Origin of the sequence: Streptomyces sp. NPDC005820 (assembly GCF_040630255.1) — a bacterium.
Classification (GTDB): Bacteria; Actinomycetota; Actinomycetes; order Streptomycetales; family Streptomycetaceae; genus Streptomyces.
Genome location: NZ_JBEXXE010000015.1, coordinates 136,796 through 162,350, shown reverse-complemented (window position 1 = coordinate 162,350; position 25,555 = coordinate 136,796). Strand labels below are relative to the sequence as shown.

Annotated in this window: 26 protein-coding genes; 13 read left to right on the top strand and 13 right to left on the bottom strand. The window is 73.1% G+C overall.

The window, feature by feature from the left end; all coding sequences use genetic code 11:
- Window positions 1–360 precede the first annotated feature (360 nt).
- On the top strand, window positions 361–1,914 hold the full coding sequence (locus tag ABZ464_RS20350; protein WP_359278863.1) for an MFS transporter: 1,554 nt from the start codon (window positions 361–363) through the stop codon (window positions 1,912–1,914).
- Between the two features lie 52 nt (window positions 1,915–1,966).
- Here the strand turns inward: ABZ464_RS20350 and ABZ464_RS20345 are convergent, their stop codons facing one another.
- A complete protein-coding gene (locus tag ABZ464_RS20345; protein ID WP_359278861.1) occupies window positions 1,967–2,524 on the bottom strand; it encodes a HEAT repeat domain-containing protein in 558 nt (185 codons plus the stop codon).
- A 50-nt stretch (window positions 2,525–2,574) separates the two neighbouring features.
- The gene (locus ABZ464_RS20340) at window positions 2,575–3,273 is read right to left on the bottom strand and encodes a 2-phosphosulfolactate phosphatase (protein ID WP_359278859.1); all 699 of its coding nucleotides are present in this window, start codon (window positions 3,271–3,273) and stop codon (window positions 2,575–2,577) included.
- Window positions 3,274–3,437: 164 nt separating this feature from the next.
- Here ABZ464_RS20340 and ABZ464_RS20335 point away from each other — a divergent pair, with 164 nt between their 5' ends.
- Window positions 3,438–6,452 carry a glycosyl hydrolase gene (locus tag ABZ464_RS20335; protein ID WP_359278857.1) on the top strand — a complete coding sequence of 1,005 codons (3,015 nt, stop codon included), beginning with the start codon at window positions 3,438–3,440 and terminating at the stop codon, window positions 6,450–6,452.
- 12 nt (window positions 6,453–6,464) lie between these two features.
- Here the strand turns inward: ABZ464_RS20335 and ABZ464_RS20330 are convergent, their stop codons facing one another.
- Together ABZ464_RS20330 and ABZ464_RS20325 are read right to left on the bottom strand one after the other, a co-directional pair.
- Window positions 6,465–7,391: an SGNH/GDSL hydrolase family protein gene (locus ABZ464_RS20330; protein ID WP_359278855.1), complete on the bottom strand. Its 927-nt coding sequence runs from the start codon at window positions 7,389–7,391 to the stop codon at window positions 6,465–6,467.
- Between the two features lie 185 nt (window positions 7,392–7,576).
- Window positions 7,577–8,464, bottom strand: a complete 888-nt coding sequence (locus ABZ464_RS20325) for an oxygenase MpaB family protein (protein WP_359278853.1) — start codon at window positions 8,462–8,464, stop codon at window positions 7,577–7,579.
- Between the two features lie 196 nt (window positions 8,465–8,660).
- Here ABZ464_RS20325 and ABZ464_RS20320 point away from each other — a divergent pair, with 196 nt between their 5' ends.
- A complete protein-coding gene (locus ABZ464_RS20320) occupies window positions 8,661–8,924 on the top strand; it encodes a WhiB family transcriptional regulator (protein ID WP_359278851.1) in 264 nt (87 codons plus the stop codon).
- Window positions 8,925–8,934: 10 nt separating this feature from the next.
- Here ABZ464_RS20320 and ABZ464_RS20315 read toward each other — a convergent pair whose 3' ends face one another.
- Window positions 8,935–9,477, bottom strand: a complete 543-nt coding sequence (locus ABZ464_RS20315; protein ID WP_359278849.1) for a TetR/AcrR family transcriptional regulator — start codon at window positions 9,475–9,477, stop codon at window positions 8,935–8,937.
- Between the two features lie 126 nt (window positions 9,478–9,603).
- Between ABZ464_RS20315 and ABZ464_RS20310 the strand changes: the two genes are divergently transcribed.
- Together ABZ464_RS20310 and ABZ464_RS20305 are read left to right on the top strand one after the other, a co-directional pair.
- Window positions 9,604–10,353 (top strand): SDR family oxidoreductase, encoded by a 750-nt coding sequence (locus ABZ464_RS20310; protein ID WP_359278847.1) that lies wholly within the window; start codon window positions 9,604–9,606, stop codon window positions 10,351–10,353.
- Between the two features lie 171 nt (window positions 10,354–10,524).
- Entirely contained in the window at window positions 10,525–11,331 is an 807-nt protein-coding gene (locus ABZ464_RS20305; protein WP_359278845.1) for a beta-glucanase, read from the top strand.
- Window positions 11,332–11,343: 12 nt separating this feature from the next.
- Here the strand turns inward: ABZ464_RS20305 and ABZ464_RS20300 are convergent, their stop codons facing one another.
- The 3 genes from ABZ464_RS20300 to ABZ464_RS20290 all read right to left on the bottom strand — a co-directional run bounded on the left by ABZ464_RS20300 (window position 11,344) and on the right by ABZ464_RS20290 (window position 12,995).
- Entirely contained in the window at window positions 11,344–11,718 is a 375-nt protein-coding gene (locus ABZ464_RS20300; protein WP_359278843.1) for a roadblock/LC7 domain-containing protein, read from the bottom strand.
- Between the two features lie 66 nt (window positions 11,719–11,784).
- Window positions 11,785–12,648: a hypothetical protein gene (locus tag ABZ464_RS20295; protein ID WP_359278842.1), complete on the bottom strand. Its 864-nt coding sequence runs from the start codon at window positions 12,646–12,648 to the stop codon at window positions 11,785–11,787.
- Window positions 12,645–12,995, bottom strand: a complete 351-nt coding sequence (locus tag ABZ464_RS20290) for a hypothetical protein (RefSeq protein ID WP_359278840.1) — start codon at window positions 12,993–12,995, stop codon at window positions 12,645–12,647. The genes ABZ464_RS20295 and ABZ464_RS20290 overlap by 4 nt, the downstream gene beginning before the upstream one ends.
- 164 nt (window positions 12,996–13,159) lie before the next feature.
- Here ABZ464_RS20290 and ABZ464_RS20285 point away from each other — a divergent pair, with 164 nt between their 5' ends.
- From ABZ464_RS20285 to ABZ464_RS20270, 4 genes are all read left to right on the top strand, one after another.
- Window positions 13,160–13,525, top strand: a complete 366-nt coding sequence (locus tag ABZ464_RS20285; RefSeq protein ID WP_359278838.1) for a hypothetical protein — start codon at window positions 13,160–13,162, stop codon at window positions 13,523–13,525.
- A 417-nt stretch (window positions 13,526–13,942) separates the two neighbouring features.
- The gene (locus ABZ464_RS20280; RefSeq protein ID WP_359278836.1) at window positions 13,943–14,119 is read left to right on the top strand and encodes a hypothetical protein; all 177 of its coding nucleotides are present in this window, start codon (window positions 13,943–13,945) and stop codon (window positions 14,117–14,119) included.
- A 13-nt stretch (window positions 14,120–14,132) separates the two neighbouring features.
- A complete protein-coding gene (locus ABZ464_RS20275; RefSeq protein WP_359278834.1) occupies window positions 14,133–15,344 on the top strand; it encodes an aminotransferase class V-fold PLP-dependent enzyme in 1,212 nt (403 codons plus the stop codon).
- A 132-nt stretch (window positions 15,345–15,476) separates the two neighbouring features.
- Window positions 15,477–16,634, top strand: a complete 1,158-nt coding sequence (locus ABZ464_RS20270; RefSeq protein ID WP_359278832.1) for an abortive phage infection protein — start codon at window positions 15,477–15,479, stop codon at window positions 16,632–16,634.
- On the opposite strand, the gene ABZ464_RS20265 is transcribed toward ABZ464_RS20270, so the two are convergent.
- Both ABZ464_RS20265 and ABZ464_RS20260 read right to left on the bottom strand, forming a co-directional pair.
- On the bottom strand, window positions 16,615–17,400 hold the full coding sequence (locus ABZ464_RS20265; RefSeq protein WP_359278830.1) for a hypothetical protein: 786 nt from the start codon (window positions 17,398–17,400) through the stop codon (window positions 16,615–16,617). The two genes, ABZ464_RS20270 and ABZ464_RS20265, sit on opposite strands and share 20 nt — an antisense overlap.
- Window positions 17,397–19,055 (bottom strand): serine/threonine-protein kinase, encoded by a 1,659-nt coding sequence (locus ABZ464_RS20260; RefSeq protein ID WP_359278828.1) that lies wholly within the window; start codon window positions 19,053–19,055, stop codon window positions 17,397–17,399. The genes ABZ464_RS20265 and ABZ464_RS20260 overlap by 4 nt, the downstream gene beginning before the upstream one ends.
- A gap of 201 nt (window positions 19,056–19,256) precedes the next feature.
- Here ABZ464_RS20260 and ABZ464_RS20255 point away from each other — a divergent pair, with 201 nt between their 5' ends.
- On the top strand, window positions 19,257–19,949 hold the full coding sequence (locus tag ABZ464_RS20255) for a VCBS repeat-containing protein (protein WP_359278826.1): 693 nt from the start codon (window positions 19,257–19,259) through the stop codon (window positions 19,947–19,949).
- Here ABZ464_RS20255 and ABZ464_RS20250 read toward each other — a convergent pair.
- Window positions 19,934–20,368, bottom strand: coding sequence for a hypothetical protein (locus ABZ464_RS20250; protein ID WP_359278824.1), 435 nt, complete (start codon window positions 20,366–20,368; stop codon window positions 19,934–19,936). The two genes, ABZ464_RS20255 and ABZ464_RS20250, sit on opposite strands and share 16 nt — an antisense overlap.
- A gap of 159 nt (window positions 20,369–20,527) precedes the next feature.
- Here ABZ464_RS20250 and ABZ464_RS20245 point away from each other — a divergent pair, with 159 nt between their 5' ends.
- Entirely contained in the window at window positions 20,528–20,935 is a 408-nt protein-coding gene (locus tag ABZ464_RS20245; protein ID WP_359278822.1) for a hypothetical protein, read from the top strand.
- 66 nt (window positions 20,936–21,001) lie between these two features.
- On the top strand, window positions 21,002–23,134 hold the full coding sequence (ligA, locus tag ABZ464_RS20240) for an NAD-dependent DNA ligase LigA (RefSeq protein ID WP_359279007.1): 2,133 nt from the start codon (window positions 21,002–21,004) through the stop codon (window positions 23,132–23,134).
- A gap of 24 nt (window positions 23,135–23,158) precedes the next feature.
- On the opposite strand, the gene ABZ464_RS20235 is transcribed toward ligA, so the two are convergent.
- Window positions 23,159–23,974, bottom strand: coding sequence for an SAM-dependent methyltransferase (locus ABZ464_RS20235; protein ID WP_359278821.1), 816 nt, complete (start codon window positions 23,972–23,974; stop codon window positions 23,159–23,161).
- 146 nt (window positions 23,975–24,120) lie between these two features.
- On the opposite strand from ABZ464_RS20235, the gene ABZ464_RS20230 reads away from it, so the two are divergent.
- Window positions 24,121–24,651 (top strand): AAA family ATPase, encoded by a 531-nt coding sequence (locus tag ABZ464_RS20230; RefSeq protein ID WP_359278819.1) that lies wholly within the window; start codon window positions 24,121–24,123, stop codon window positions 24,649–24,651.
- Between the two features lie 24 nt (window positions 24,652–24,675).
- On the opposite strand, the gene ABZ464_RS20225 is transcribed toward ABZ464_RS20230, so the two are convergent.
- Window positions 24,676–25,533, bottom strand: coding sequence for a PaaX family transcriptional regulator C-terminal domain-containing protein (locus tag ABZ464_RS20225; protein WP_359278817.1), 858 nt, complete (start codon window positions 25,531–25,533; stop codon window positions 24,676–24,678).
- Between the last annotated feature and the right edge of the window lie 22 nt (window positions 25,534–25,555).

The following is a 25,555-nucleotide window of genomic DNA, read 5'->3' as shown; positions in this document are numbered from 1 at the left end:
GGCGGTGCTCCCGGTGCGGCCGCGGTGCCGTCGCGCGGCGGTGAGCCGAAGTCGGCCGCGGTGACGTCGTACGAGGACTAGCCGGATGTGGACGCGGTGCCAACGAGCCGTGGACCGTGCGCCAACGACATACCGCCTGCACCTGGCGCATCCTGGTGATCAACCGCGGCACGGATATCCGCGGGGCCGGCGCCGGGCCAGGACTGCGGGGGAGTCCTGGCCCGGCGCCGCCGTGTCCCCCGGGTGATCGAGTGGTGACGGCCTGGGCGGGGGCGTACGGTCGAACGGTGGATCCGGCCCTGGACACCACCGTCCACGGTCACCTCCCTCGGGCCCGCTCCGGGCGGGCTACACGACGCCATGACCAGCGCTCCGCAGCCGACCCCCGCGACCGAGACCACCGCCCCGCAGAACGGCGGTGGCGGACACGCGATGGCGCTGCTGGTCATCGCCTCGTGCCAGTTGATGGTGGTCCTCGACATCACCATCGTGAACATCGCGCTCCCCGACATCCAGCGCTCCCTGGACTTCTCCACCACCAGCCTGTCGTGGGTCGTCAACGCCTACACGCTGACCTTCGGCGGCCTGTTGCTGCTCGGCGGCCGGGCGGGAGACATCCTCGGCAGACGGCGCGTGTTCATCGTCGGCGTGCTGGTGTTCGTCCTCGCGTCCCTGCTCGGCGGCCTCGCCCAGAACGAGGGCCAACTCCTGTCCGCGCGGGCCCTGCAGGGCGTAGGCGGAGCCATCGCCTCCCCGACCTCCCTCGCCCTGATCAGCACCACCTTCCGTGAGGGGCCCGAACGCAACCGTGCCTTCGGCGTGTTCGCGGCGGTCTCGGCGGGCGGCGGCGCGATCGGCCTGCTCGCCGGCGGCATCCTCGTCGAGTATCTGAACTGGCGGTGGGTGCTCTTCGTCAACGTCCCCATCGGTCTGCTCATCGCGCTCGCCACCCCCCGCTACATCAAGGAGTCCGAGCGCCACCCGGGCCGCTTCGACCTCGCCGGCGCGTTCACCTCCACCCTCGGCATGGTGCTGCTGGTCTACGGCTTCATCCGGGCCGGACAGGACGGCTGGCGCGACACCCTCACGCTCGCCTCGTTCGGCGCGGCCGTCGTCGTCCTCGCCGTGTTCATCCTGATCGAGCGGCGCTCCCGGCAGCCGATCACCCCGCTGCACATGTTCGCCGACCGCAACCGGGCGGGCACGTACGGCATCATGCTGTGCCTGGCCGCCGCGATCTTCGGCATGTTCTTCTTCCTGACGCTCTTCGTCCAGAACGTGCTCGACTTCAGCCCGCTCGCCGCCGGCTTCGCGTTCCTGCCGGTCAGCGCGGTCATCGCGGTCGGCGCCGGACTCGCCTCACGGTTCCTGCCGACGTACGGCCCCAAGCCCTTCATGGTCGTCGGCGCGATCCTCGCCGCGGCGGGCCTCGGCTGGCTCACGCTCACGGACGTCGACTCCACCTACGCGGGCAGCATCCTCGGCCCCATGCTCGTCTTCAGCCTCGGCATGGGCATGGAGTTCGTGTCGCTGACCCTGATGGCCCTCTCCAACGTCCCCACGCCCGAGACCGGCGCCGCCTCCGGCCTCCTCAACGCTACGCAGCAGGTGGGCGGTTCGCTCGGCCTGTCCATCCTGGTCACCATGTACGGCACGGCCAGCCGCAACGAGGCGAACGACCAGATCCCGGCCTTCCTCGCCCAGGCCACCCCCGCCGAACGCCTCCGCTTCCAGCGCACCGGCCAACTCCCCGCCCCCTGGTCCGACCACGTCCTCACCGCCGGCGTCTCGGCCGCCTTCGTCATGGCCGCGATCTTCACCGTCCTCGCCGCCCTGATCGCCATGGTGGTCATCCAGGTACGCCCCTCGGACCTGGAACGCCTCCAGGGCGGCGCGGGACCGCCCGGGGCCTGAGCGGCTGCCGCCGCAGGGGTGGCGCAGGGATGGCGCAGGAATGCCGCAGGGATCAAGCGCCGTCCTGCGATCCGGTCGAGGCCGGAGCGGTCCGTCGGTAGATGGTGCCGCCGGGGGCGTACCAGCCCGCCTTCTTGCGTACCGCGCGGCTCGGGTCGTTCGCGTGGGACGCCCGCAGGGCCGCGGCGGCGCGTGCGTCGGAGTGGGCGAACTTGCCGACCAGTTCGGCGGCCCTCGCCCGGACCTGTGGGTCGGGGTCCGCGGCCAGGTGACGGAGGGCGGGTTCGAGGACCCGGTCCGGGCCCGGAGCGCAGGTCTCGCCCTTGCACCGGTCACAGGCCAGCGCATGGAATGCCGCGATCCTGACGCGAGCGTCGGGGTCGTCCGCCATGGCGACGAGTTGACCCATCGACCCGGTGTCGACCAGGTGATCGAGAAGGCGGCAGCAGCCCTCACGGACGGCCGGATCCGCGTCGCGCAGGCCGACGCGGATCGCGCTCAGCGCGTTCTCCCCGCGGCGCAGCAGCTCGCGGTATGCCGCCACGGTGCGTTGGGGATCACCGAGGCATGAGACGAGGGCTTCGTTGTCGGTCCTGACGAATCCGAGCATGCCCTCAGTCTCGGTTCACGGGGCGAAGTCCGGCAAAGGGATTTTTCAGGTCATCGCCCCGCGTCCCGGCGGCGCAGGATCACACGCCCCTCCCGCACCGCCGCCGCCATCGCGAAGTCGTGCGTGTCCGCCTCCAGGCACAGGGTCATGTCCTCCGGGTGGATCCCGCGGTGGCCGCGCCGGACTCCGTCGGCGAGTCCCGCGGCGGCGGCGGAGGCGGCCGCGCGGTGCAGATACGGTGCCGGGTCCGCCGTACGCCCGGCGGTCAGGTCGGCGATGTACTCGGCGCAGGCGAGGTCCTCCTCGGCGCGCCCGTCCCGGCCGGTGATCACGTACGTCACCCGCCGGGGCCGTACGGCGCGGAGGGCGCCGGCGGTCGCGGCGGCCACGGTGAAACCGGCGCACAGCAGCAGCGGGGCGTTGCGTGCGGCGTGCGCGCCGACGGTGCCGTGGGTCGTCTTCTGCACGAGCGTGCGCCCGGCCAGGTCGAGGGAGCGCACCAGGGCGGGGGAGTTGACGGTGTCGAAGCCCGGCTCGGGTGACCCGTCCTTGAGCGTGATCCACTCGGGGTTGCCCGACTTGAGGGCGCGCGCCTCCTCCAGCGACTCGGCCAGGAAGATCCGCTCCGCGCCCCGGGTGAACGCCCAGGCGGCCGTGGTGAAGGCCCGCAGCACGTCGATCACGACGACCGCCTCGACGCCGTCCCAGCCGTCATCGCATTCGGGTATGCCGATGAAACGTTGCTCCATCCCGTCATGATGACCGACTCGGCGCCTCAACGGGGCGTGAATGCACGCCTCTTGACCTCGTGTGAGAGGGCGGCATAACGTTCCGGCGTTTTGAGAAGGGGATTGAAACGATTCACTCCATGCTTCACTCCTCCTCTCGTGGTCACGACCCTGGGGAGCGTCCTGTGCCGGAGAGCGTCTCGTCGCGCGGCCTGTCCCGCCGTACCGTCCTGGCCGCCGGGCTCACGGCGGGAGCCGTCGCGACGGTGGGACCGGGACCCGCTGCGGCGGCGGCCGTGGCGGGTCCGGAGACCGCCCATGAACACGGCCCGTCCGCCGGCTGGTTCGCCGATCCGGTACGCGGCCTGCGCCCGAAGTTCCGCTGGTGGTGGCCCGACGGTCTGGTCGACCCCGACGAGATCGCCCGGGAGGTCGACGCGATCGCCGACGCCGGGTTCGGTGGCGCGGAGATCGCCGCGGTCCACCACAGCGTCAAGGACAAGTCGGTCCTGGACACCGCCCACCACGGCTGGGCGAGCCGGCCGTGGCGCGAGGGCGTCGAGGCGGCCCTGCGCCGCGCCGCCCGCCGGGGCCTCACCCTCGACCTCACCCTCGGCCCCAGCTGGCCCGTCGCCGTCCCCGGCCTCACCCCGGACGACGAGGCCGCCGCCCGCGAACTCGTCCTCGGACGGGTCCGGTTGACCGCCGGAACCCGCTACGAGGGCCCGGTGCCCGCCCCCGGCCGCGCCCCCGCCACCGGCGTGACCCGCCAACTGCTCCTCGCCGTGCAGGCCGCCCGGATCGAGCCCGCGTACTCCACCCGCAAGGAACTGGGCCTCGACCCCTCCAGCGTCCGCGACCTCACCGCCACCGTCACCGGCGCCGGCCTGACCTGGACCGCGCCGGACGACGGCGACTGGGTGCTGCTCGCCTACTGGCTGCGCGGCTCGGCCCAGCAGCCCGAGTCCGGCCCCCACTCCGCGCCCGCCGCCTACGTGGTCGACCACCTCGGCGCGGCCGGCACCGCCGCCGTCACCGGCTTCTGGGAGCGGGAGATCCTGACACCGTCCCTGCGCGGCCTGCTGAGGGCGGCCGGCGGCGCCTTCTTCGAGGACTCCGTGGAACTGGAGACCGCCGGGCTGACCTGGACGCCCGCTCTGCCGGAGGCCTTCGAGCAGCACACCGGACGCCCCCTGCTGCCGTATCTGCCCGCCGTGATCCTCGACGGCTCCAACCAGGTGTTCGCCTTCGAGGCGCAGCTGACCCGGCAGATCCGGCACGACTTCTGGGAGACCGTCTCCGGCCTCTTCAACCGGCACCATGTCCGCGCCCTGCGCGACTGGGCCCACTCGCTCGGCATGAACCTGCGCGCCCAGCCCTACGGCCTGCAGACCGACGCCATCGCCTCGGCCGTGATCCTCGACATCCCCGAGGGCGAGTCCCTCGGCTTCAAGAACCTCGACGACCATCGCTGCCTGGCCGGCGGCCGGGACATGGCCGGGCGCACGGTCCTGTCCTGCGAGGCGGGCGCCTACAACGGGTCGGCGTACAGCACCACGTGGGACCGGTTCCTGCGCACCATGGGCGGCGCCTACGCGGCCGGCGTCAACCAGACCGTCGTGCACGGCTTCTCCTACGCCACCGTCCCCGGGGCGAGCTGGCCCGGCTTCGCCGCCTTCAGCCCCTACAACGGCGGGCCCGGCTACGGCGAGTCATGGGGCCCGCGCCAGCCGACCTGGCGCCACCTCAACGACATCGCCGACTACCTGGGCCGCGTCCACACCGTCCTGCAGTCCGGCACCGCCCGCGCGGACGTCGCGATCCTCCGCCAGACCGGCTACACCGCGACCGGCATCGGCGCCTCCTGGTTCACCGCCACCGGGGTCCCGCTCGGCTGGACCCACCAGTTCCTCAGCGGCCCCCTGCTGAGCCTGCCGAACGCCACGGTGCGCGGCGGCCGACTCGCCCCCGAAGGACCCGCCTACAAAGCCCTGTTCGTCGAAGGGGACTTCTTCTACGGCTCCACCCCCACCCTCGCCCTCACCGACGCCCGCAGACTGCTGGCCCTGGCCAGCGCCGGACTGCCCGTCGTCCTGCTGGGCGCCTTCGACCAGGCCGTCACCCCCGGCGTCCCCGACGACGGCGAGACCGAGCGGCTCCGGGACGTCCTCGCCCGTCTGCTCGCCCTCCCCACCGTCGTCCGCGTCACCGACAAGGCGGCCGTCGGCGACGCCCTCGCCGGCCTGGGCGTCACCGCCGACGTACGCCACGCCACCGCCTCCACCCTCCTCAACGCCCACCGCGCCACCGAGGACGCCGACTTCTACTACCTCTGCAACGGCAAGCACGCGGAGACGGTCAAGCCGCCCGTGGCCGCGCTCGACCACGACGTCACCCTGCGCCGCACCCGGGGCCGCACGGCCGTGCCGTATCTGCTCGACCCCTGGACCGGGCGGGCCGTGCGCCTGGCCCGCTACACCGAGGACGGCGACGACCTCACCCTGCGGGTCACCCTCCAGCCCGGACAGGTCGTGATCGTGGCCCTCGGCCGCCCCGGCCTCTTCGGCGACCGCCACGGAGGCCGCCCGTACGCCGTCACCACGGACGCCCCCGAAGTCCTGTACACCGAACGGGGGTTGACGGTCCGCACCGCCACGCCCGGCACGTACACCACCCGTCTCTCCACGGGCCGTACCGTCACCTCCACCGTCGCGTCCGTGCCCGACCCGATCACCCCGGAGCGGTGGGACCTGGAGGTCGAGGACTGGTCGCCGGGGGCCGGACCGACGCAGACCGAACGCCTGCGCCGCACCCTCACGCTCGACACCCTGCTGCCCTGGTCGCGCATCCCCGACCTCGCCGACTCCGCCGGCATCGGCCGCTACCGCACGACGGTCACCCTGCCGAAGGCATGGACGGCCGCCCACGACGCGCGGCTGGAGCTCGGCGTGGTCAGCGACACCGTACGGGTGACGGTGAACGGGACACGCGCACCGGCGGTCGACCGGCTCCACCCCGTGGTGGAGGTCGGCGCGCTGCTGCGCCCCGGCCGGAACCTGATCGAGGTGGAGGTCGCGACCCCGCTGGTCAACCGGCTGAGGGTGGCGCAGCCCGCCGTCTTCGGCAGCGTCGCCCGCCAGGACCACGGACTGTCGGGGCCGGTACGGCTGGTGCCGTACGCCCGCAGAGCGCTCGCCTGACGGGCGCCGGGGTCAGCGGCCGTACCGTCCCCTGCCGAGGCGGTACAGCACGGCGTCCGCCATGGCGGCCTCGCCCTTGGCGTTGGGGTGGGCGGGCGCCGCCGGGGAGGCGGGCCTGAGCGGCTCGATCCAGCGGTCCGCCGCGGGCTTGCACATGTCGTGCCCGACGGTCGGCCCGTAGGTGTCGACGTACTCCGCCCGGCTTCCGTACGCCACCAGACGCAGCATCAGATTGAGACGCTTCTCGGTGTCCCGGAGGTAGGGGAAGTCCCCCGCCGCGAAGGGCACCGAGGGCGCGCAGCCGCTGCCGTCGTCGGGCAGGAGGTCCGGGTAGCCGACGACGAGCACCCGCGCGTGCGGCGCCCGGCGGTGCACGTCCCGCAGCACCTGGGCCACCTTGGGCGCCGTCCTGGCGATCGTGACGCTCAACTGGTCGACCCCGGAGGCCCCGTAGTACTTCTGGCAGGGGTTGCCGGCCGGGTCCTGCGCGGCCAGCGTGGCGCAGGTCCCGATGATGGTGCCGAAACCGATGTCGTTGCCGCCGATCTGCACGGTCACCAGGTCGGTGTTGCGGCCCACCGCGTCGAGCTGGGGACCGTTGGTGCCCTGCGCCTTCCACATGTGCTCGGTCGTCGCCCCGGAGCAGCTGACGTCCTTGAAGGGGGTCGCGCCGAGCCGCGCGGTCACGAGCGACGGGTAGTTGTGGTCGGACCGGGCGCAGTTGACGTCTATCTGCTGCGGGATGAAAGGACCGGAGGTGTACGAGTCCCCGAGGGCCACGTACTCCTTCGTCTTCCCACCGCCCTCACCGCCCCCACCGTGCGCCGCCGCGGGCACCGCCGAGGCGGCGACCAGGGCGCAACCACCCAGCGCCGCAAGCAAGGTGACCCCTCTGTGACGCCGTCCGAGCGAAACCTCTCCGCGTACCTCGCGCTGCATCGCAGCTCCTCCCCCCGAGCCCACCCGGGCCGGCGCCGGCGGCCCGAACGGCCGCCGTGCTGTTCGCCGGAGTTTGTATACCGCCCGGTAGCCCGCCAGGGCCAGAGGTGGGAGGGACTGTGTTCGCGCGCGTGTACGGGAGTTGAGGATCCGGGGCCCGCAGGTGCGGGCCGTCCGTCACGGGATCAGCCGGCGGCCGATGTCACGCGCTGCCGGGCCGGTGCCATCGCCCAGCGGATCGTCGCGGTCGTGGCCCGGCCGAGGGGCAGCAGGCAGACGTCCTCGACCAACGGCAGCCTGGGCAGCCGTAGTTGCTCGGTCGCCCACCGGGGCAGCAGCGCCACGGCGTTGGCGGCGAGCACCCCGTACGGGAGCCGGACGACGAGCGGCACGGGCGGGTGCAGCAGCAGGAAACGGGCGGCTTCCCGGGCCTGTTCGGTGACGGCCAGCTCCGGGCGGTAGGCGGCCAGCCGCTCGGAGAGTTCAGCCCTGCTCCGGGGCGGATCGGGGATGCCCAGCTCCACGGCGACCCGCGCCATGTCCTCGACATAGCCGTCGCACTCCGCGTCCGACAGCGGATGCGCGCCGTAGCGCTGATGGGCGCGCAGGAAGCTGTCCGTCTCGGCGATGTGCACCCATGCGAGCAGATGCGGATCGGAGGCGTGGTACGGCTCACCGCTCCCGGTGAGCCCCCGCACCCGCTCGTGCACCGCCCGCACCCGGGCACACGCCTGCTCGGCGTGCTCGGCGGTGCCGTACGTCGTCGTGGCCAGGAAGGCGCTCGTGCGCTGGAGCCGGCCCCACGGGTCGCCCCGGTACCCCGAGTGGGCGGCCACGGCGGCCATGGCGAGCGGATGCAGCGACTGCAGCAGCAGCGCGGACAGACCGCCGATGAACATGGAGGCGTCCCCGTGCACCCGGCGGACCGGACGCTCCGGCCCGAACCAGCGCGGGCCGGGGGTGCCGTGGATACGGGCCCGGCGGCGTTCGCCGTCCGGTCCGGCGACCCGGGTGAAGAGGCCCTCGCCCAGACGCGCGCGGGGGCCGCGGCCCCCTGCTTCGGCCGGTCTCATGGGTGCGGTGACCTCCTTGTCGCCGCGGTGGGCGCCCGTCGCCGCCCACCGCCCGGAACCGCGCCCTCCGCGGCCATGGCCCAAACGGTTCGAAGTGCCTATATTTCTTTCTACCTCCGCCGGGCCCGGCGATGCGAAGGGCGTCGCGCAGTCGGGCTGCCCCGCGGAGGCGGCGAAGCGGTCGCCGGAGGTGCCGATGAACTCCTTTCCCTCCCTGAACTGGCGTGAGGCGGCGGCCTGCCGTTCCGAGGACCCCGAGCTCTTCTTCCCGATCGGCGAGGACGGCCCGTCCCGGCGGCAGATCGAGCAGGCACGGGCGGTCTGCCGCCGGTGCCCGGTGATGCGCGCCTGCGGGACCTGGGCGGTCCGGCACGGCGAGCGGCACGGGGTGTGGGGCGCGATGACGGCCGGGGAGCGCCGGAGTCTCCGGCCCAGCCTGCCGCCGCTGAGCGCACCCTGAGAGGTACCGGTCAGGCGCGCACCCCCCGCATCAGATTGCCGACCAGGCTCGCCGCGAACTCCTCGGTGACCGGCAGGTCGGGCAGCAGCAGCCGGTGGTAACAGGCGCCCCAGAGCTGGTCCACGAGGACCTCGGGATCGACGTCGGGGCGCAGCTCTCCCTGCTCCCGTGCCCGCCGCATCCGCCGGACCGCCAACTCCCGGCGCGGTCCGGAGTAGCGCTGCCGGAGGGCGGCGGCGAGATCCGGGTCGGTCTGGGCCTGGCCGATCAGCTCGGCGATCACCCGGCCGGCCGGGGTCCCGGTGAGGACCCGGACGAACGACCGCAGCTGTGCCGTCAGGTCCGCCTCCAGATCACCGGTGTCCGGGAAGGCCGGCGCGGACTCCACGGCGTGGAAGTAGCCGTCGAGCGCGAGCGCCCCCTTCGACGGCCACCATTTGTAGATCGTGGTCTTGCTGGCCCCGGCCCGCTCGGCGACCGCCTCGATGGTGAACGCGCCCATGCCCCTGTCGAGCAGCAGGGCACCGGCCGCGTCGAGGACGTCGGCGCGCACCTCGTCGGCGGCGGCTTTGCCGGTTCTGCTGGTTCCGCTGGTCCCGCCATTCGGTGCCGACCTCCCGGGTTTCGTCCGACCGGCTCACCCTGAGTGAAGGTGTTCAGTGAAGAGTGGGGGCAAGGCATGAACATGCCCGAGAGCAAGCGGACCCCGCGGGTCGCCCTCGTCACCGGTGCCTCCGGTGGCATCGGCCGGGCCGTCGCCCTGCGGCTCGCCGCCGACGGCATGGCCGTCGCCGTGCACTACGCGGGCAACAAGACCGCGGCGGACGAGACCGTCGCCGCCGTCGAGGCCGCCGCCGGCAGCGCGGTCGCGGTCGGCGGGGACGTCGCCGACGAGGACGCGATGGCCGCGGCGTTCGACGCGGTGGAGCGGGCCTTCGGCGGGATCGACGTCGTGGTCCACACCGCGGGCGTCATGGTCCTCGGGCCGGTCGCCGAGTACGACCTCGACGCGTTCGACCGGCTGACCCGGACCAATGTGCGCGGCACCTTCGTGGTGGCCCAGCAGGCGGCCCGGCGGGTCCGTTCCGGTGGCGCGGTCGTCACCTTCTCCACCTCGGTGACCCGGCTGTCCTTCCCCGGCTATGCCGCCTACGCGGCGAGCAAGGGGGCCGTGGAGGCCATGACGATGGTGCTGGCCCGTGAGCTGCGCGGCCGGGACATCACGGTGAACGCGGTGGCCCCCGGGCCCACCGCCACCCCGCTGTTCCTGGAGGGCAAGGACGAGGAGGCGATCGCCCGCCTCGCCGCGCAGCCCCCGCTGGAGCGGCTGGGCACCCCGGAGGACATCGCCACCACCGTGGCCTTCCTCGCCGGTCCGGGCCGCTGGATCAACGGGCAGATCGTGTTCGCCAACGGGGGCATCGCCTGAGCGACGGCGGCATGCACCGGTCGGCCTTCGCCCTGGTAGGGCCTGTCCGGGAGCCGTCTTCAGGGCCGCGAGCGCGCGACACGCCGAGCGCTGTCACTCACACGGGTTGTCCTTGCCGTGGATCCGCCGCGATCCCGAATGCCCAGGTCATATGCGGAGCAGCATCCGGCCATGGAGAATCCCGCATCCGACAGTTCGCCCGAGGCCACCGCGGCCCGGCGCGGACCCGCGGCCGTCTTCACCGCGGACTTCACCTCCACCAGCCAGTGGGTGGCGGGGCGTTCGTGGGCGTATCCGAACGGCGGACCGATCAATCCCGACGACAACAAACTGGACTACCTGGTCTCGGATCCCGCCTACTCCCGGTCGGGGACGTTCCGGGCCACCCGCCGCCGCGACGGGCGGTGGAACGCGGGCCTGCTCACCACGGAGGGGAGCGAGGAGGCCTTCACCGTCCGCACCGGTGACGTGCTCGAGGCACGGGTGAGACTGCCGTACGAGATGGGGGCCTGGCCCGCCATCTGGACCTGGCGGGACGGCGACCAGGAGATCGACGTCTTCGAGTACCACCCCGACAACCCCGATCTCCTGGAGCTGAGCAACCACGTCCGCGGCGGCAACCTCTACTACCGGGACCCGGCGATCCGCCCCGGCGCCTGGATCGACCTGCGCGTCGAGTTCGGCAGACGGTCTGTCGTCTGGTGGGTCGACGGCCGGCAGGTGTTCGTCGACCGGCGGGGAGTGGGACGCGGCTGGTACGCGTACCTGATCGTCAACCTCTCGGTGTGCGCGGGCCGCTACCACCCGCCGCCCGATCCCGGGGTCACCGAGATGTCGTACGAGGTGCAGCGTCTCGTGGTCATGCGCCCGCCCTACCTGCTGGAGGAGGACGACGAGTCCGAGGAGCCCGAGGAGTTCGCGGGGGTCGAGGCGGCCAGGGAGGTCGAGGAGCTCGAGATCGACGGGGATCCGGTGTGAGCCGGAGGGCCGCTAGGCGGGGGTGTCGGAGTCCAGGATGCCGCCGAGCTCCGCCACCAGCGCGGGCATCTCCCGGCGGAAGGCGGCCAGGTCCAGGCCCTCGTCCGCCATGACGGCGAGCAGCGCGCGCTCCCCGACCGCCGTGACGATCACATGCCCGGCGCTGCACTGGGCGCTCATCTCCCGCAGGGTGCCGGTGGAGGCCTGGTCGGCGAGGCGGCGCCCGAGGGACAGGGTGGCCGCGGCGACGGCGGCCATGGACTCCGCGTGTGTCTTGCTGACGTCGCTGGCGACCACCAGTCCGTCGACGGTCGCGAGCGTGCTTTCGGTGACACCCATCACCTTGTCCCGCAAGGAGATGAGGATGTCGTTCACGGGGTCGCTCATGTTGTCTTCTTCCTGGTGAGCGGTTCGGGCGGGGACGGGACGGGCGCGACGGGGGAACCGGCCGCGTCAGGGGCGGCGCTCGGAGGGGTCCGGGGCGGCCGGCTGAGGGCCGGGGCGGCGCGTCAGGCGCCGGGGGAGTCCGGTCGTCGCGGGGGCGGGCGGGGCCGAGGGGGAGGGGGCGGGGGTACGGGGCGCGGTGCTCGGGCGTCCGGCGGCGCCCGGCGGGGTCGGGTACTCGACGAGCCGGAGCCCGAGCAGGTACCCGAGGTCGAGGAGGACGGCGAACAGACCGCGGCCCAGCGAGAACGCGAGGTCCCGGGGCGTCCGGCGCCCGTCGACGGCGGACAGGAGGTCCAGGTGGCGGGGAGAGAGCCGGGCGGTGGACTCCGGCAGGCCGGCGGAGGGGGTCGGGTGGACACGGTCGCGGGCGGACCGCGCGATCGCGCCGGGCTCCTTGTCCAGCATCCCGAAGCGGCGCGTCGTCTCGGCGACGAGCCGCTCCGGCGGCACCCCGGCTCCGGCGTACAGCACGGGGACGGGATCGCCGACCTCCCAGTCCGTCGGCCGGTTGAGGGAGAGGGCGAAGGCCGCGTCGAACAGCGCGCCGAGGCTGACGACCTCCAGCTCCCCGGCGCCGATCAGCTCGGCGGCGACCAGCTCCCGCGCCAGATGCTCGTGGGTGCTGTCGGTGGCGCGTACGGCCGTCCACGCCTCCTCCGTGAGACGGCCGGACTTGAGCAGGATCGCCTCGGCCCCGGGGGCCCCCGGAGTCTCCATGGCGACCACCAGCCCCTGGCGGACATGGATGGTGCCGCCGGGACTGCCGGAGACGGCGACGGTGCAGGAGCGGCGCTGAGCGTGCAGACCGGACAGGAGGGAGGGGAGGTTGCGGGGGGCGGGGGACTTCTCGGCGTCGTCGTTCCCGCTCATGCCAGCAGTGCGTCCGCGTGCCGGGTGAGGTCCTGCAGTACCCAGGCGAGGTTCGTCCGGTCACGGTCCACGGTCGCGCACAGCAGGACCGGATCGCGGTCCCGGGCGATGCTCAAGGTCACATGGTGGGTGCTCGGGGTGGTGACGACGATGCTCTCCAGCTCGTCGGCGCATCCCGCCTGCCGCAGGCCGCCGTCGGCGATACCGACGAGGGCGTGGGCGTCCCGGCTCGCGCCCGTTTCCCCCAGCGAGGCGTAGGAGAGGCCCGTCACCGAGTCCACCACAGCGGCGCCGGCGATGCCGGGCGTCTGCAGAACTCGGGCGAGGGCGGTCTCGAGTAGAGCCATTGGTTGCCCCTTCGCTTGCCCTGCCGAGCACAGTACTTTATTTGCCAACTATCGCAAGGCTGGCCAAAGATGAGCTCGTTCGAAATCAACGCTCCCAGAAATAACACTGGTAGTCGTTGTAAACGATCAACCCCGGTCGGTCTGTACGGAAATGAGGCACCAGCGTGAACATTGAGAGCACGCTCAAGGAAGCGATGAGCATCGAGGGTGCCCTGGGGGTGGCCCTCGTCGACTACGAGAGCGGGATGTCGCTCGGTGTGCTGGGCGGTGGGCCCCAGCTGGACCTGGAGCTGGCGGCGGCCGGCAACACCGAGGTCGTCCGGGCCAAGCAGCGCACGCTGAAGTCGCTCGGCATGCAGGAGGAGATCGAGGACATCCTGATCACCCTCGGCCAGCAGTACCACCTGATCAGGCCGCTGGCCCGGGCGCGCGGCGGGCTCTTCCTGTACCTCGCGCTGGACCGGGGCCGCAGCAACCTCGCCCTCGCCCGCCACCGGCTCAGGGCGCTGGAATCCGAACTCGAGATCTGAACCCGGTAACACGCGGACCCCGCACCACAGTAGGGGTGCGGGGTCCGTATCCGAGCGCCGGGCAGGCCTTGCACCTGCATTTCCCCGCAGGAAGCGGGGCGTCTTTCCTTGGACCACCAACGCATCACCGAGGAACGGAAGTTCCGCTCTTCAGCTCTGGCCTTAGCTTAGCGCATGGTTACAGCATCGCTGCACCATGAAACGGAGTCATAGCCTCCGATTTGTCAGAGGCGGCCATCCATGGTCATGGCACTGGGCCGAACCGGGGACAATGCGATGATGTCGTCGACACCGGTTTCGCTGCGGGCCGTCAGGCGACGTCACGGCAGCGCCGATTCGCCCGCCGGATCGGTGCCGTGTCCGAAGCCGTTCCACCGCGTCGGCCCGTCCGACCGTCCACGAAAGCAGAGCCCGCCCGTGTTCTCCGTCTTCGACGACACGCCGATCTACCACCGCCTCATCAGTGAACGCGGTGACATCCCCGCCCAGGTGCGCGGCGAGGCCGAACGCATCAAGCGCGACCTCGACCGCGTCATGGCGGGCGGCCCCTCGCTCAGCCCCGGCCTGCCCGCACCGAGGGGCTTCTTCTCCTGACGGCGAGGACGAAGTGACCACCGCACCCCGTCCGCTCACGCTGTCCGACGGCCGGCCCGCGCAGGCGGGCTGGACCCTCGACCCCGGCCTGCGCCACCTCAACCACGGATCGTTCGGCGCGGTCCCGGGCGTGGCGCAGGACCGGCAGAGCGCGCTGCGCGCCGAGATGGAGCGGGCCCCCGTGGTCTGGTTCCCGACGCTGCCCGCCCGGCTCGCGGCGGCCAGGGCGGAGATCGCCGACTGGCTGCGCACCGACCCCAAGGACCTGGCGCTCGTCCCGAACGCCAGCGCCGGCGCCAGCACCGTCTACGCCGCGCTCGCCGACCGGCCCGGCGGGGACATCGTGGTCACCGACCACGGCTACGGCGCCGTCACCATGGGCGCCGACCGGCTCGCCCGCCGCTGGGGCGGCCGGGTGCGCACCGCGCGGGTACCGCTCGCCGCGGACGCCGACCAGGCGTACGACGCCGTGCTGGCCGAGGTGGACGATCGGGTCGCGCTCATCGTCCTCGACCAGATCACCTCCGCCACGGCCCGCCTGATGCCCGTGGAGCGCGTCGCGGCCGAGGCGGCACGGCGCGGCATCACCCTGCTCGTCGACGGCGCGCACGCCCCCGGCCTCCTCGCCGCGCCGCTGGCCGGCCTGGACTGCGACGCCTGGGTCGGCAACCTGCACAAATGGGGCTGCGCACCGCGCGGTTCGGCCGTGCTCGTCGCCCGCGGCCCGCTGCGGGACGACCTCCACCCGCTGATCGACTCCTGGGGCGCGACCGCGCCCTTCCCCGACCGCTTCGACCACCAGGGCACGCTCGACGCCACCGGCGCCCTCGCCGCGCCCACGGCGCTGCGGTTCGTCGAGGACACCTGGGGCTGGGACACGGCCCGCCGCGCCATGGACGAACTGGCGGAGTACGGCGCCCGGGTGGTCGCGGACGCCTTCGCCCGCACCGGGACCCCGTCCGAGCCGGTCGACGTGGGCATGCCGGTCCCCGGTATGCGCCTCGTCCGGCTGCCCGGCGGCCTGGGAGCGAGCCGGATCTCGGCCGACGCACTCCGCGACCGGGCGCCCGCCGAACTCGGCGTCGAGGCCGCGTTCACCAGCTTCGAAGGCCTCGGCTACCTCCGGCTGTCCGCCCACGTCTACAACACGCCCGAGGACTACGAGCACTTCGCCGAGACCTGCGTCCCGGTCGTGGCTCGCTGGGCCGGCGAGATGTCCGGATAGGGCGGACGCCGACTTCCGGCACCGGAACCGCGCCCTCCGTCGTCCCGCGGTCGCCGGAGCACCCACCTTCGTCGCAGCGGCGCCGACCATCGGCCGACTGCGCGCGCCTCCTCGCCCCGACACCGTGGAGGCATGGAGAACACCGAAGGGATCAGCCGGGCCCGCTTCCTGGGCGGGGCCGCGGCGGCCGGCGTGGCGGCCGCAGTCGGACCGGCGGGAGCCGCCCGCGCCACCGGAGCGCGCCGCGGCCTGCGGCACCGGGGCGTCGTCTACACGGTGGGCGAGGGCGAGACCCCGGCGACCGCCTGGAACGCCCACCGGATGCGCGCCGACCTCCACGCCGTCCGACGAGACCTGCACGCCGACACGGTCGACGTCACCGGCGACGGTGTGGAACGCCTCGAGGCCACCGCCTGCGAGGCCGCCGAACGCGGACTGCACGTGTGGCTGCAGCCCACCCCGGCCGACATCCCGCAACGCGACATCCTCGAACACCTCGCCGAGACCGGCCGGTTCGCCCGGCACCTGCGCCGCCAGGGGGCGAGCGTCGACCTGAGCGTCGGCTGCGAGTTCCAGCTGTTCGTGCCCGGCATCGTCCCCGGCGACACCGTGCTCGAACGGGTGCGCAACCTCATCGACGGCGCCTACGACCCCGTGGCCACCCGGCGCAGGCTCGACGCCTTCACGGCCCGCGCCGCCCGCACCGCCCGCTCGGTCTTCGACGGACGCCTCGGATACGCCGCCGCGCAGGACGACCACGTCGACTGGTCCCTGTTCGACGTGGTCGGCATCGACTACTACTCCGCCCACCCGCGCCCCGCCGACCATGTGCGCGAACTCCGCCGCCACCTGCGCCCGGGCAAGCCCCTGGCCATCACCGAGTTCGGCACCTGCACCTACCGCGGCGCCCCCGAGGCCGGCGGCATGGGCTGGGACGTGATCGACCACGACAGGCGACCGCCGGAGATCAAGGGCGACCTCGTGCGCAGCGAGCGCACCCAGGCCGAGTACCTCACCTCGCTGCTACGGGTCTTCGAGTCCATGGGCCTGTACGCGGCGATGGCCTTCGAGTTCGTCACCCCGGACACCCCGCACCGCGCCGGCGATCCCCGCCACGATCTCGACATGGCGAGCTACGCCATCACCCGGACCGTCCAGGACCGCCCCGGCGACCCCCGCTCCGACTGGCACTGGGAACCCAAGCAGGCCTTCCACGCCCTGGCCCGCCACTACGCGGCCGCCGCCCGGGCCGGCGGCCGCGGGCGAAGCGCTACGGACAGTCGTAGGTGAAGGCGGCCCGCGCCGTCCGGCCGGCCGGGGACAGCACACGCAGCTCCGCCGTCGCCGCGTAGTGTCCCTGCCCCTGGAAGGTCCACAGCAGATGCACCCGCACCTCCCGGCGCCCCTCGGCGACCGTGGCGTGCAGGACGTCGGACCGGGTGCCGTCGTTGCGGATCCAGCGGTAGGACAGCCGACCCGCGTGGCCGTCGGTACGGACGACCCCGACGACGTCCGCCGTCGTGTCGCAGCCGGTGCTGCCCCGGGCGGCCGCCGCCGACACGCCCCGTACCGAGAGGCCGGGGGTGTCGTACTGCCGCCACAGCAGGAACAGTACGGCGGCGACCAGCACGAGCGCGGGCAGCGCGTGCCGGCGCAGACGGCGGTGCCGACGGGCCGGGGGCGCGGCGGGCACGGTCACCGTGTGCACCCCGGACACCGACCCCGCGGTCACGCCCGGCCTCGCGGTGACGCCGGGCCCGAACCGCAACACGGTTCCGTCGACCCGCCCACGCGGAACGGCGTCGCCTTCGTCGGCGCGGTCCGCCATCACCGCCGTACGCTCGTCGGACGCGGGGTCCAGCATCGCCGTACGCTCGTCGGACGCGGGGTCCAGCATCGCCGTACGCTCGTCCGACCCGGGGTTCAGCACCGCCGTACCGTCGTCGGAGCGCGCATGGACCACCGTCGTGCCGTCGTCGCCGCGTTCGACCCAGAAGCTGTCCAGTGCGGTGGCGCTGTAGTCGTCTCCGTCGTGGTTCTCGCGAGGGGTGGTCATCGGAGTTCGCACCCCCGGGTCAGGAGTTGCTGGGAGGCGCCGCCGTCCGCGGAGGCGGGGCTGGTGGAGGCCTGCACGGTCCAGTAGCAGCCGGTTCCCCGGAAGGTGTGCTCGACCGTCAGCGAGTACTGCCGGGCACCACTGCGCCGGTACGACTCGGTGCCGTCCGCCGTCCCCGCCTGTCCGGCCACGTTGCCCGTGAACCAGGCCAGGGTGACGGTGATCGGGCCCGTGCCGTCGGCGGTGACCGTGATCGTGGTGGTCGCCGTGGTGGGGCCCGTCTGCCGGAAGGCGGACACCGTGACGTCTTTGACGGCGGTGGAGACGGACGGGGACGAGGACGGGGACGGGTCGGCCGACGGGCTCGCCGGATCGCTCGGGGTGGGCGCGGTCGAGGACGCGTCCGGTGAGGCCGCCGGGTCGGTGGCGACCGCCGAAGGCGAGGCGGGCCCGGCACCGGCCGAGTCCGACGGCGAGGCGCTGGGCAGTGCGGAGGACTCGGTCGCCGACGGTGAGGCCGAGGCCGAGGCCGTGGCCGACGGCGGCGGACCGGTGTCGGCCGGCGGGGTGGGGCTGGTCGTGGCCGACGCCTGCGTCTCCTGCCGGGAGTGCGCGCCCGCGCCCTGGCCCACCCCCTGGCCCAGGAGCAGCGCCACGAGCACGGCGGCCGTCGCCACGGCCGCGCCCGGCACGGTGGGACGCCACGGGCGCAGCCGTCCGCCGGAGGCGTCCCGGCCGAGCACGGTGCGTGCCTCGTCGGTGGTGGTGCTCGTACCGGACTGGGTACGGCCCGAGGGCAGCAGGAAGAGCAGCGACGCCACGAGGGCGGCCAGCCGGCCCCGCCCGCGTTCCTCCCACTCCTCGCCGTACTGCCCCACGGCGGCCCGCTCCAGGTCCGCCACGAAGGCCGCCGCGTCCGAGGGGCGTTCCGCCGCCGACTTGGCCAGTCCACGGCGGACCAGGGCGCGTACGGCCTCGGGCACCTCCGCCGCCGGGACGGGGTCCTCGGCGTGCTGCACCGCCAGCTCGGCCATGTTCTGGCCGGGGTAGGGCTTGCGGCCGGTCAGGCACTCGAAGAACGTGGCCGTGGCCGCGTACACGTCTCCGGCGGGGGAGGCCGGTGCGCCGGTCCACTGCTCCGGCGCCATGTAGGCCGGCGTGCCCGCGACGCCCGCGCTGAGACCGGAGTCCACCGCGATCCCGAAGTCGACGAGCTTGGACGCGCCCTCCGGGGTGACCAGGACGTTCGCCGGCTTGTAGTCGCGGTGCACCACACCGGCCCGGTGCGCGTCGGCCAGACCGAGCAGCGATCCCTTCAGGACGGCCAGCGCCGACTCCGGCGACAGGGGGCCCTGCCGGGCGAGCAGCGTCCGCAGGGACACGCCGTCCACCAGCTCCATCACGATGGCGGCGCCCTCGGTGGCCTCCACGTACTCGTAGAAACCGGCCACGTACGGGCTGTGCAGACCGCCGAGCAGTTCCGCCTCGGCGCGGAAACCGCGCAGGAAACCGGGGCGAGTGCGCAGCGACTCGCTGAGGTACTTCACGGCCACCGGCACACCGGTCGGCTCGTGCAGGGCGAGCACCACCCGTCCACCGGCTCCGGAACCGAGTTCCAGCGACTCGGAGTACCCCGGTACGGCCCATGTGCTCATCGCCACCCCCCTTCCTAGGCGCGCCCGCGCCTTTCCGGCCCCGGGATCCGTCGGGCCACGGCTGCTGAGACACGTTTTCGGCCACGACGGTTGCACTCCCGCCGCCGATCGGAAAGGGGTCCGCCCCACTATCGCACCCGTGTGCGATAGTGGGGCGCCATGTTCGCCACGGCGCCCGATCATCCACACCGGACGAGACACATGGGCAGGTTCACCCCGGCCGTCTTCGTCGCCGCCGGTCTGCTGTTCTTCACCGGCTGCGAGGACGTCCTGGGTCCGCCGCCCCCGCCCCCGGACGGGCCGTCCTCCGTCACCGCCTGTGTGACGGACTCGGGCGAACTGATCGCGGACCTCAACGACGACGGCCGCCCCGACCGGGTCGCCGACCCGACGAGACAGGGTGCCGGCCTGACCGTCGCCTTCGGGTTCGGCACGCCGTACGAGAACAGGGCCGGGCGGCGCGCCCTCGCCGATCACGCGGGGACCCACCAGAACTACGTCCGGGCCGCCGTGGCCGACTTCGACCGGGACGGCTGGAGCGATCTGGTCGTCGTCGCCGGCGAGAACCAGCTCGGCGACGACCCGATCCCCCCGAAAGTCGCCGAACTGCGCTTCGGCCCCTTCTCGAACACCGGCCGCGCCCGCAGGATCCGTCAGCTGGACCTCGGCCCCACCAAGGACATCGAGGTCGCCGACTTCAACCACGACCGCTACCCCGACCTCTCGGCGTACACCTACACGGGCGACGGCGTGTACGCCTGGGAGGCGCGGCTGGGGGAGCCCGGTCGCGGACTCGGCCCCGACACCCGGGAGTTCACCGTCGACGACACCGGCCAGGCGGACCCGTCGACCTTCCCGGCCACGGATCCGGCCCTGTTCTACCCCCGCTGCTGATCCGGTTCGTCCGTCAGCAGACCGACGAGCGCCCGTACGGCGTCGGCCACGACGGGAGTGGCCAGCACCAGCACGGGATCCGGTTTCAGGAAGGGGCGTCCGCTCCAGACCCGGAAGACGGCGACGGCGACGGCGTCGGTCCGGTCCCAGGCGAAGGAGACGAACCCCGGGACATCCCGCACGTCGTCGCGCCCGCCGGGCATCCAGGGCGGCGGTCCCTCCGCGAGCCGCAGCGAGTTGTGGCTGAACGACGGATACCACCGCCTCAGCGCGCTCTCCCGCGCGACGGCCCGCAGCAGTTCCCCGGCGACCGGAGCGATCCAGGAGTCGGTGCCCCGCACCGAGGAGTCGAGGGTCCGCGCGTCCACCCGGGCCGAGGCCCAGGCCTCGTCCAACGACCATGTTCCGCCCTGCGTCATACCCCCAGTGTGGACAAAGCGCCGCATCCGGGAAAGCCTTCCCGTGACAGCGCAACGGTAATGTCACTGTCCTGTTGAAGAATGCGCGGAACAGAGATCAACTTCGCTCCAACGGGGTAGACGGTGTACAGCCGTTGTCCCTGAAAGAGGTCACCGCCCATGCCGCCCGCCGACGCTCCGCGCCTGTCCGACGCCCCTCGCCGCAACGCCCCGCTCACCCGGGCCGAGGCGGACGTACTGCGGATCGTCAGTGATGCGAGCCATCCCGTCTTCGTGACCGTGCAGGCGAACGGGCGGCATCGGTACAGCTATTGGCGGCCGCTGGACTCCGCCACCGGCAAGGGCGGTTGCTATGTGGCCCTGCCGACCGCCGAGTGCGACCAGCTGCGCGCCACGGGCCGGATAACCCTGGGCGAGCCCGTCGCCGACCGGAGCCGCACGACCTACCGGGTACGTGCCGTACGACCCCAGGCGGCGCCCCCTCGCCTCCAGGCCCCGCCCCAGTCCCCGCCCGTGCCGGCCACCGTCCCGGTGCTCGCGGCCCGCCGCCGGGCACGCGCGGCCTGACCCGGATCCCGGCCGCACGCCGCCCCCTCGCTGCACCGAGGGGCATTGTCAGTGGTGGCAGGCAGGATGAAGGGCATGACGACACCTGGTGCAGTTGCAGTGATTGTGGACGCCGAGGCCTACGCGCGTGCCGTGCGGGACGCGGTGCGGGCGGCCGCCGCCTACTACGCGGGCGGTACGTCGGCGCTGGACGACGACGCCTACGACCGGCTGGTGCGCTCCATCGCCGAGTGGGAGGCCGAGCACCCCGAGGAGACGCTGACCGACTCGCCGGCCGGAAAGGTCGCCGGCGGCGCGGCCGAGGGCGATGTGCCGCACACGGTGGCGATGCTCAGCCTGGACAACGTGTTCTCCCCGCAGGAGTTCACCGCCTGGACCGCCTCACTGGCCCGGCGCGTCGGCCATGACGTCACCAGGTTCAGTGTGGAGCCCAAGCTCGACGGCCTCGCGATCGCCGCCCGCTACACCGAGGGCCGTCTGACCCGGCTGATCACCCGGGGCGACGGGACGGCCGGGGAGGACGTCTCGCACGCGATCGGCACCATAGAGGGCCTCCCGGACCGGCTCACCGCACCCGTCACCGTCGAGGTGCGCGGCGAAGTCCTCATGACCACCGCCCAGTTCGAGCACGCCAACGAGGTGCGCACGGCACACGGCGGACAGCCCTTCGCCAACCCCCGCAACGCCGCCGCGGGCACCCTGCGCGCGAAGGACCGCGCCTACACCGTGCCGATGACGTTCTTCGGCTACGGCCTGCTGCCCCTGCCCGCCACGGAACCGGCCCTCGCCGCGTCCCTCGCCGACGGCGCGCACAGTGACCTGATGACCCTCACCGGTTCCTACGGCGTGAACACCACCGCCACCACCGCCGTCCCCGGCACCACGGCCGCCGACGCCGACGAGGTGCTGGCCCGCGTCCAGGAGATCGCCGCGCTGCGGGCCGAGCTGCCGTTCGGGATCGACGGGATCGTCGTCAAGGCCGACCTGGCCGCCGACCAGCGCACCGCCGGCTCCGGCTCCCGCGCCCCGCGCTGGGCGATCGCCTACAAGCTCCCCGCCGTCGAGAAGATCACCCGCCTGCTCGCGGTCGAGTGGAACGTCGGCCGCACCGGTGTCATCGCCCCGCGCGGCGTCCTCGAACCCGTCGAGATCGACGGCTCCACCATCACCTACGCCACCCTCCACAACCCGGCCGACATCACCCGCCGCGACCTCCGCCTCGGCGACCACGTCATGGTCCACCGGGCCGGTGACGTCATCCCCCGCATCGAGGCCCCCGTCGCCCATCTGCGCACCGGCGACGAACAGCCCATCGCCTTCCCCGAGTCCTGCCCCCGCTGCGGCGCCGGCATCGACACCAGCGAGCAGCGCTGGCGCTGCGAGAACGGCCGCAACTGCCACCTCGTCGCCTCCCTCTCCTACGCCGCGGGGCGCGACCAGCTCGACATCGAGGGCCTCGGCCACACACGCGTGGTTCAGCTCGTCGAGGCGGGCCTGGTCGCCGACCTCGCCGATCTGTTCACCCTCACCCGCGACCAGCTCCTCGGCCTGGAGCGGATGGGGGAGACCAGCACCGACAACCTCCTCACCGCGCTCGGCAGAGCCAAGGACCGCCCGCTGTCCCGGGTCCTGTGCGCCCTCGGCGTGCGCGGCACCGGCCGCTCCATGTCCCGCCGTATCGCCCGGTACTTCGCCACGATGGACGCCCTGCGCGCCGCCGACGCCGAGGCGGTCCAGCGGGTCGAGGGCATCGGCACCGAGAAGGCCCCGTCGATCGTCGCGGAACTCGCCGAACTCGGCCCGCTCATCGACAAGCTCGCCGCGGCCGGCGTCAACATGACCGAGCCCGGCGCCACACCGCCGTCCGCCGCGGACACCGACACCGACACCGGCCCGGAGGGCGACGCCGCCGCCCCGGCCGCGCAGCCGGCCGCGGCCGGTCCGCTCGCGGGCATGGCGGTGGTGGTCACGGGCGCGATGACCGGCCCGCTGGAGAAGCTCAGCCGCAACGAGATGAACGAACTGGTCGAACGGGCCGGGGGCCGCGTCTCCTCCGGCGTCTCCAAGAGGACCTCGCTGGTCGTCGCGGGAGAGGGCGCCGGCTCCAAGCGGACCAAGGCCGAGACCCTCGGCATCCGCCTCGCCACCCCGGACGAGTTCGCCGTCCTGGTCGCCGACTTCCTCGGCACGGGGAACTGAGGACCGCCCGGGCGGCCTCTCACCTCACGGCTTGCGGGCCAGCCCGCCGTGCTCGCCGATGACCTGCGGCTCCGGGGAGCCGGCCTCGGGACGCCACAGCGGGACCGGGACGACACCCGGCTCCAGCAGCTCCAGACCGTCGAAGAAGGAGGTGATCTGCTCGGGCGTCCGCAGGTTGTACGGGACGGCCCCGCTCTCGTTATAGGCGTTCTGGGCCCGCTCGAAGACCGGATCGATGCCCAGCGAACCGTCGTTGACGGAGAGATGGCTGCCGGACGGCAGAGCGCCCATCAGCCGGTCGACGACCGAGCGGGCCTCGTCGTGGTCGGCGACATGGCCCAGGATGTTGCTGAGGATCAGGGCGGTCGGCCGGGAGAGGTCCAGTGTCTCGGCGGCGGCCGCCAGGATCCGCTCCGGGTCGAGCACATCGGCGTCGACGTAGGCGGTCGCCCCTTCCGGCGAGGAGTACAGCAGGGTACGGGCGTGCGCCAGCACCATCGGATCGTTGTCGACGTAGACGATCCGGGTCTCGGGCGCGATCCGCTGCGCGACCTGGTGGGTGTTCTCGGCGGTCGGCAGACCGGTCCCGACGTCCAGGAACTGCCGGATGCCCGCCTCGGCGACAAGATGGGTGATGGTGCGCTTCAGGAAGGCGCGGCTGCTGCGGGCGATGGTCACGATGCCGGGGAAGACGGCCGTGTACGCGTCACCCGCCTCCTTGTCGACGGGGTAGTTGTCCTTCCCGCCCAGCCAGTAGTTCCAGATGCGGGCCGAGTGGGGCACCGACGTGTCGATCTGCTCGTGCGCCGCCGCTCCGGGCGTCGCCCTGTGCTCGGTCATGAGGAGCGTCCGTCCTCCGGTCGGTTCAAGGGTCGGTCACCGCACAACATACGTCCCAACGTCCCTTCTGCGTACACCAGTTCACGCTTTCCGCAGGGGTGCGCGCGGCGGACGGCGGCCCCATCGCCGGTAAGGTGGCGAGGGTGATGGTGGGCACCGCGCAGACCCGGCTCGTCGTCCTGCGCGGGAACTCGGCCTCCGGAAAGTCCTCGGTCGCGGCCGGTCTGCGCGACCGCTTCGGACGGGGGCTCGCGCTGGTCGGCCAGGACCACCTCCGCCGGATCGTCCTGCGGGAACGGGACCGGCCGGGCGCGGCGAACATCGGCCTCATCGACACCGTCGCCCGCTACTCCCTCGACGCCGGCTACCACGTCGTCCTCGAGGGCATCCTGTACGCCGACCGCTATGGCGACATGCTCGCGCGGCTGCGCACCGACCACCGCGGCCCCACCCACGCCTACTACCTCCATGTGCCGATGGAGGAGACCCTCGCCCGGCACGCGACCAAGCCGATCGCCCACGAGGTCGGCGAGGCCGAGCTGCGCGACTGGTACCGGGAGCTGGACCTGCTGCCCGGCGGTGTCGAGACCGTCATCGACGCCGCGAGCACCCTGACCGAGACCGTCGACCGCATCCTGCGCGAGACCGGTCTCGACGCCATCCCGGCCCGGGAGTAGGGAGGGCCGCCTCCCTACCGGCTCTCAGCGCAGGGGAGCGGTCTCCAGCAGCTCGCGCGCCCTGCGCAGGGCCGGTGCCTCGGTCTGCTCGGCCACCTGGCGGAAGGTCTCCCGGGCGGCGCGGGCCGGCCACGCGGGCGGCAGATGGCGGGCGGGCAGCCGGGGGTCCGTGCGGATGGTCCACAGCCATTCGCTGACCAGCCGCAGCCGGGTGCCGATCGGATCCTCCCCGGAGCCGGCGCCCAGGTGCGCGGTCCAGCGCTTGTCGAAGGTGACGTACCGGGCGGCGATGCCCTCCAGGTCCCAGGTGTCACGGATCATCAGCTCGATGTCGGTGGCCTGGTCGGCCCGGGCGTGGAAGATCTTGACGTGGTCCGCGAGCCCCAGCTCGCCGACGACGGCGGACACGTCGACGTCGCCCGGGGCGATCCACAGCCCGCTGTACAGCGCGCCGAACCCGGACCAGGCCAGCCGGGAGCGCAGATCGTGGCGCTGGCGCTTCCAGGAATCCGGGAGGGAGAAGCCCAGCAGGGTCCAGGAGCCGTCCCAGTCGTCGTTGACGGCGCCCTGCCGCCAGATGCGGGTGCGGCCGTCATGCAGGATGCGCGTCGCGTGCGGGGTCAGGCCGAAGTACATCCGGCGGCCCTCCCGCTGCCGTCGGAGCAGCCCCCGGTTGACCATACGGGTCAGGGTGGACCGTACGGCCTGCTCGCCCACCCCGACCCGGCCGAGGACGTCGATGATGCTGCCCGAGTACACGCACAGCTCGCCCTCCTCCAGCACGTGGTTGCCGAAGAAGGCGAGCATGAGCGACTGCGGGCGCGACTGGGGAGCCTCCGAGGAGTCGCTGTCCGAGGTGTCCAGGATGTCGTTGTCCGCCACGGGAGCAAGCGTACGACCGCCC

Excerpts from the sequence above, each read along its gene's own strand:
- ABZ464_RS20300 (WP_359278843.1), bottom strand. The coding sequence starts at position 11,718 with ATGAGCGACCCCGTGAACGACATCCTCATCTCCTTGCGGGACAAGGTG.
- ABZ464_RS20330 (WP_359278855.1), bottom strand. The coding sequence starts at position 7,391 with ATGCAGCGCGAGGTACGCGGAGAGGTTTCGCTCGGACGGCGTCACAGA.
- ABZ464_RS20350 (WP_359278863.1), top strand. The coding sequence starts at position 361 with ATGACCAGCGCTCCGCAGCCGACCCCCGCGACCGAGACCACCGCCCCG.
- ABZ464_RS20310 (WP_359278847.1), top strand. The coding sequence starts at position 9,604 with ATGAACATGCCCGAGAGCAAGCGGACCCCGCGGGTCGCCCTCGTCACC.
- ABZ464_RS20235 (WP_359278821.1), bottom strand. The coding sequence starts at position 23,974 with ATGACCGAGCACAGGGCGACGCCCGGAGCGGCGGCGCACGAGCAGATC.
- ABZ464_RS20290 (WP_359278840.1), bottom strand. The coding sequence starts at position 12,995 with ATGGCTCTACTCGAGACCGCCCTCGCCCGAGTTCTGCAGACGCCCGGC.
- ABZ464_RS20250 (WP_359278824.1), bottom strand. The coding sequence starts at position 20,368 with ATGACGCAGGGCGGAACATGGTCGTTGGACGAGGCCTGGGCCTCGGCC.
- ABZ464_RS20345 (WP_359278861.1), bottom strand. The coding sequence starts at position 2,524 with ATGCTCGGATTCGTCAGGACCGACAACGAAGCCCTCGTCTCATGCCTC.
- ABZ464_RS20255 (WP_359278826.1), top strand. The coding sequence starts at position 19,257 with ATGGGCAGGTTCACCCCGGCCGTCTTCGTCGCCGCCGGTCTGCTGTTC.
- ABZ464_RS20320 (WP_359278851.1), top strand. The coding sequence starts at position 8,661 with ATGAACTCCTTTCCCTCCCTGAACTGGCGTGAGGCGGCGGCCTGCCGT.
- ABZ464_RS20230 (WP_359278819.1), top strand. The coding sequence starts at position 24,121 with ATGGTGGGCACCGCGCAGACCCGGCTCGTCGTCCTGCGCGGGAACTCG.
- ABZ464_RS20245 (WP_359278822.1), top strand. The coding sequence starts at position 20,528 with ATGCCGCCCGCCGACGCTCCGCGCCTGTCCGACGCCCCTCGCCGCAAC.
- ABZ464_RS20305 (WP_359278845.1), top strand. The coding sequence starts at position 10,525 with ATGGAGAATCCCGCATCCGACAGTTCGCCCGAGGCCACCGCGGCCCGG.
- ABZ464_RS20270 (WP_359278832.1), top strand. The coding sequence starts at position 15,477 with ATGGAGAACACCGAAGGGATCAGCCGGGCCCGCTTCCTGGGCGGGGCC.
- ABZ464_RS20325 (WP_359278853.1), bottom strand. The coding sequence starts at position 8,464 with ATGAGACCGGCCGAAGCAGGGGGCCGCGGCCCCCGCGCGCGTCTGGGC.
- ABZ464_RS20340 (WP_359278859.1), bottom strand. The coding sequence starts at position 3,273 with ATGGAGCAACGTTTCATCGGCATACCCGAATGCGATGACGGCTGGGAC.
- ABZ464_RS20260 (WP_359278828.1), bottom strand. The coding sequence starts at position 19,055 with ATGAGCACATGGGCCGTACCGGGGTACTCCGAGTCGCTGGAACTCGGT.
- ABZ464_RS20265 (WP_359278830.1), bottom strand. The coding sequence starts at position 17,400 with ATGACCACCCCTCGCGAGAACCACGACGGAGACGACTACAGCGCCACC.
- ligA (WP_359279007.1), top strand. The coding sequence starts at position 21,002 with ATGAAGGGCATGACGACACCTGGTGCAGTTGCAGTGATTGTGGACGCC.
- ABZ464_RS20295 (WP_359278842.1), bottom strand. The coding sequence starts at position 12,648 with ATGAGCGGGAACGACGACGCCGAGAAGTCCCCCGCCCCCCGCAACCTC.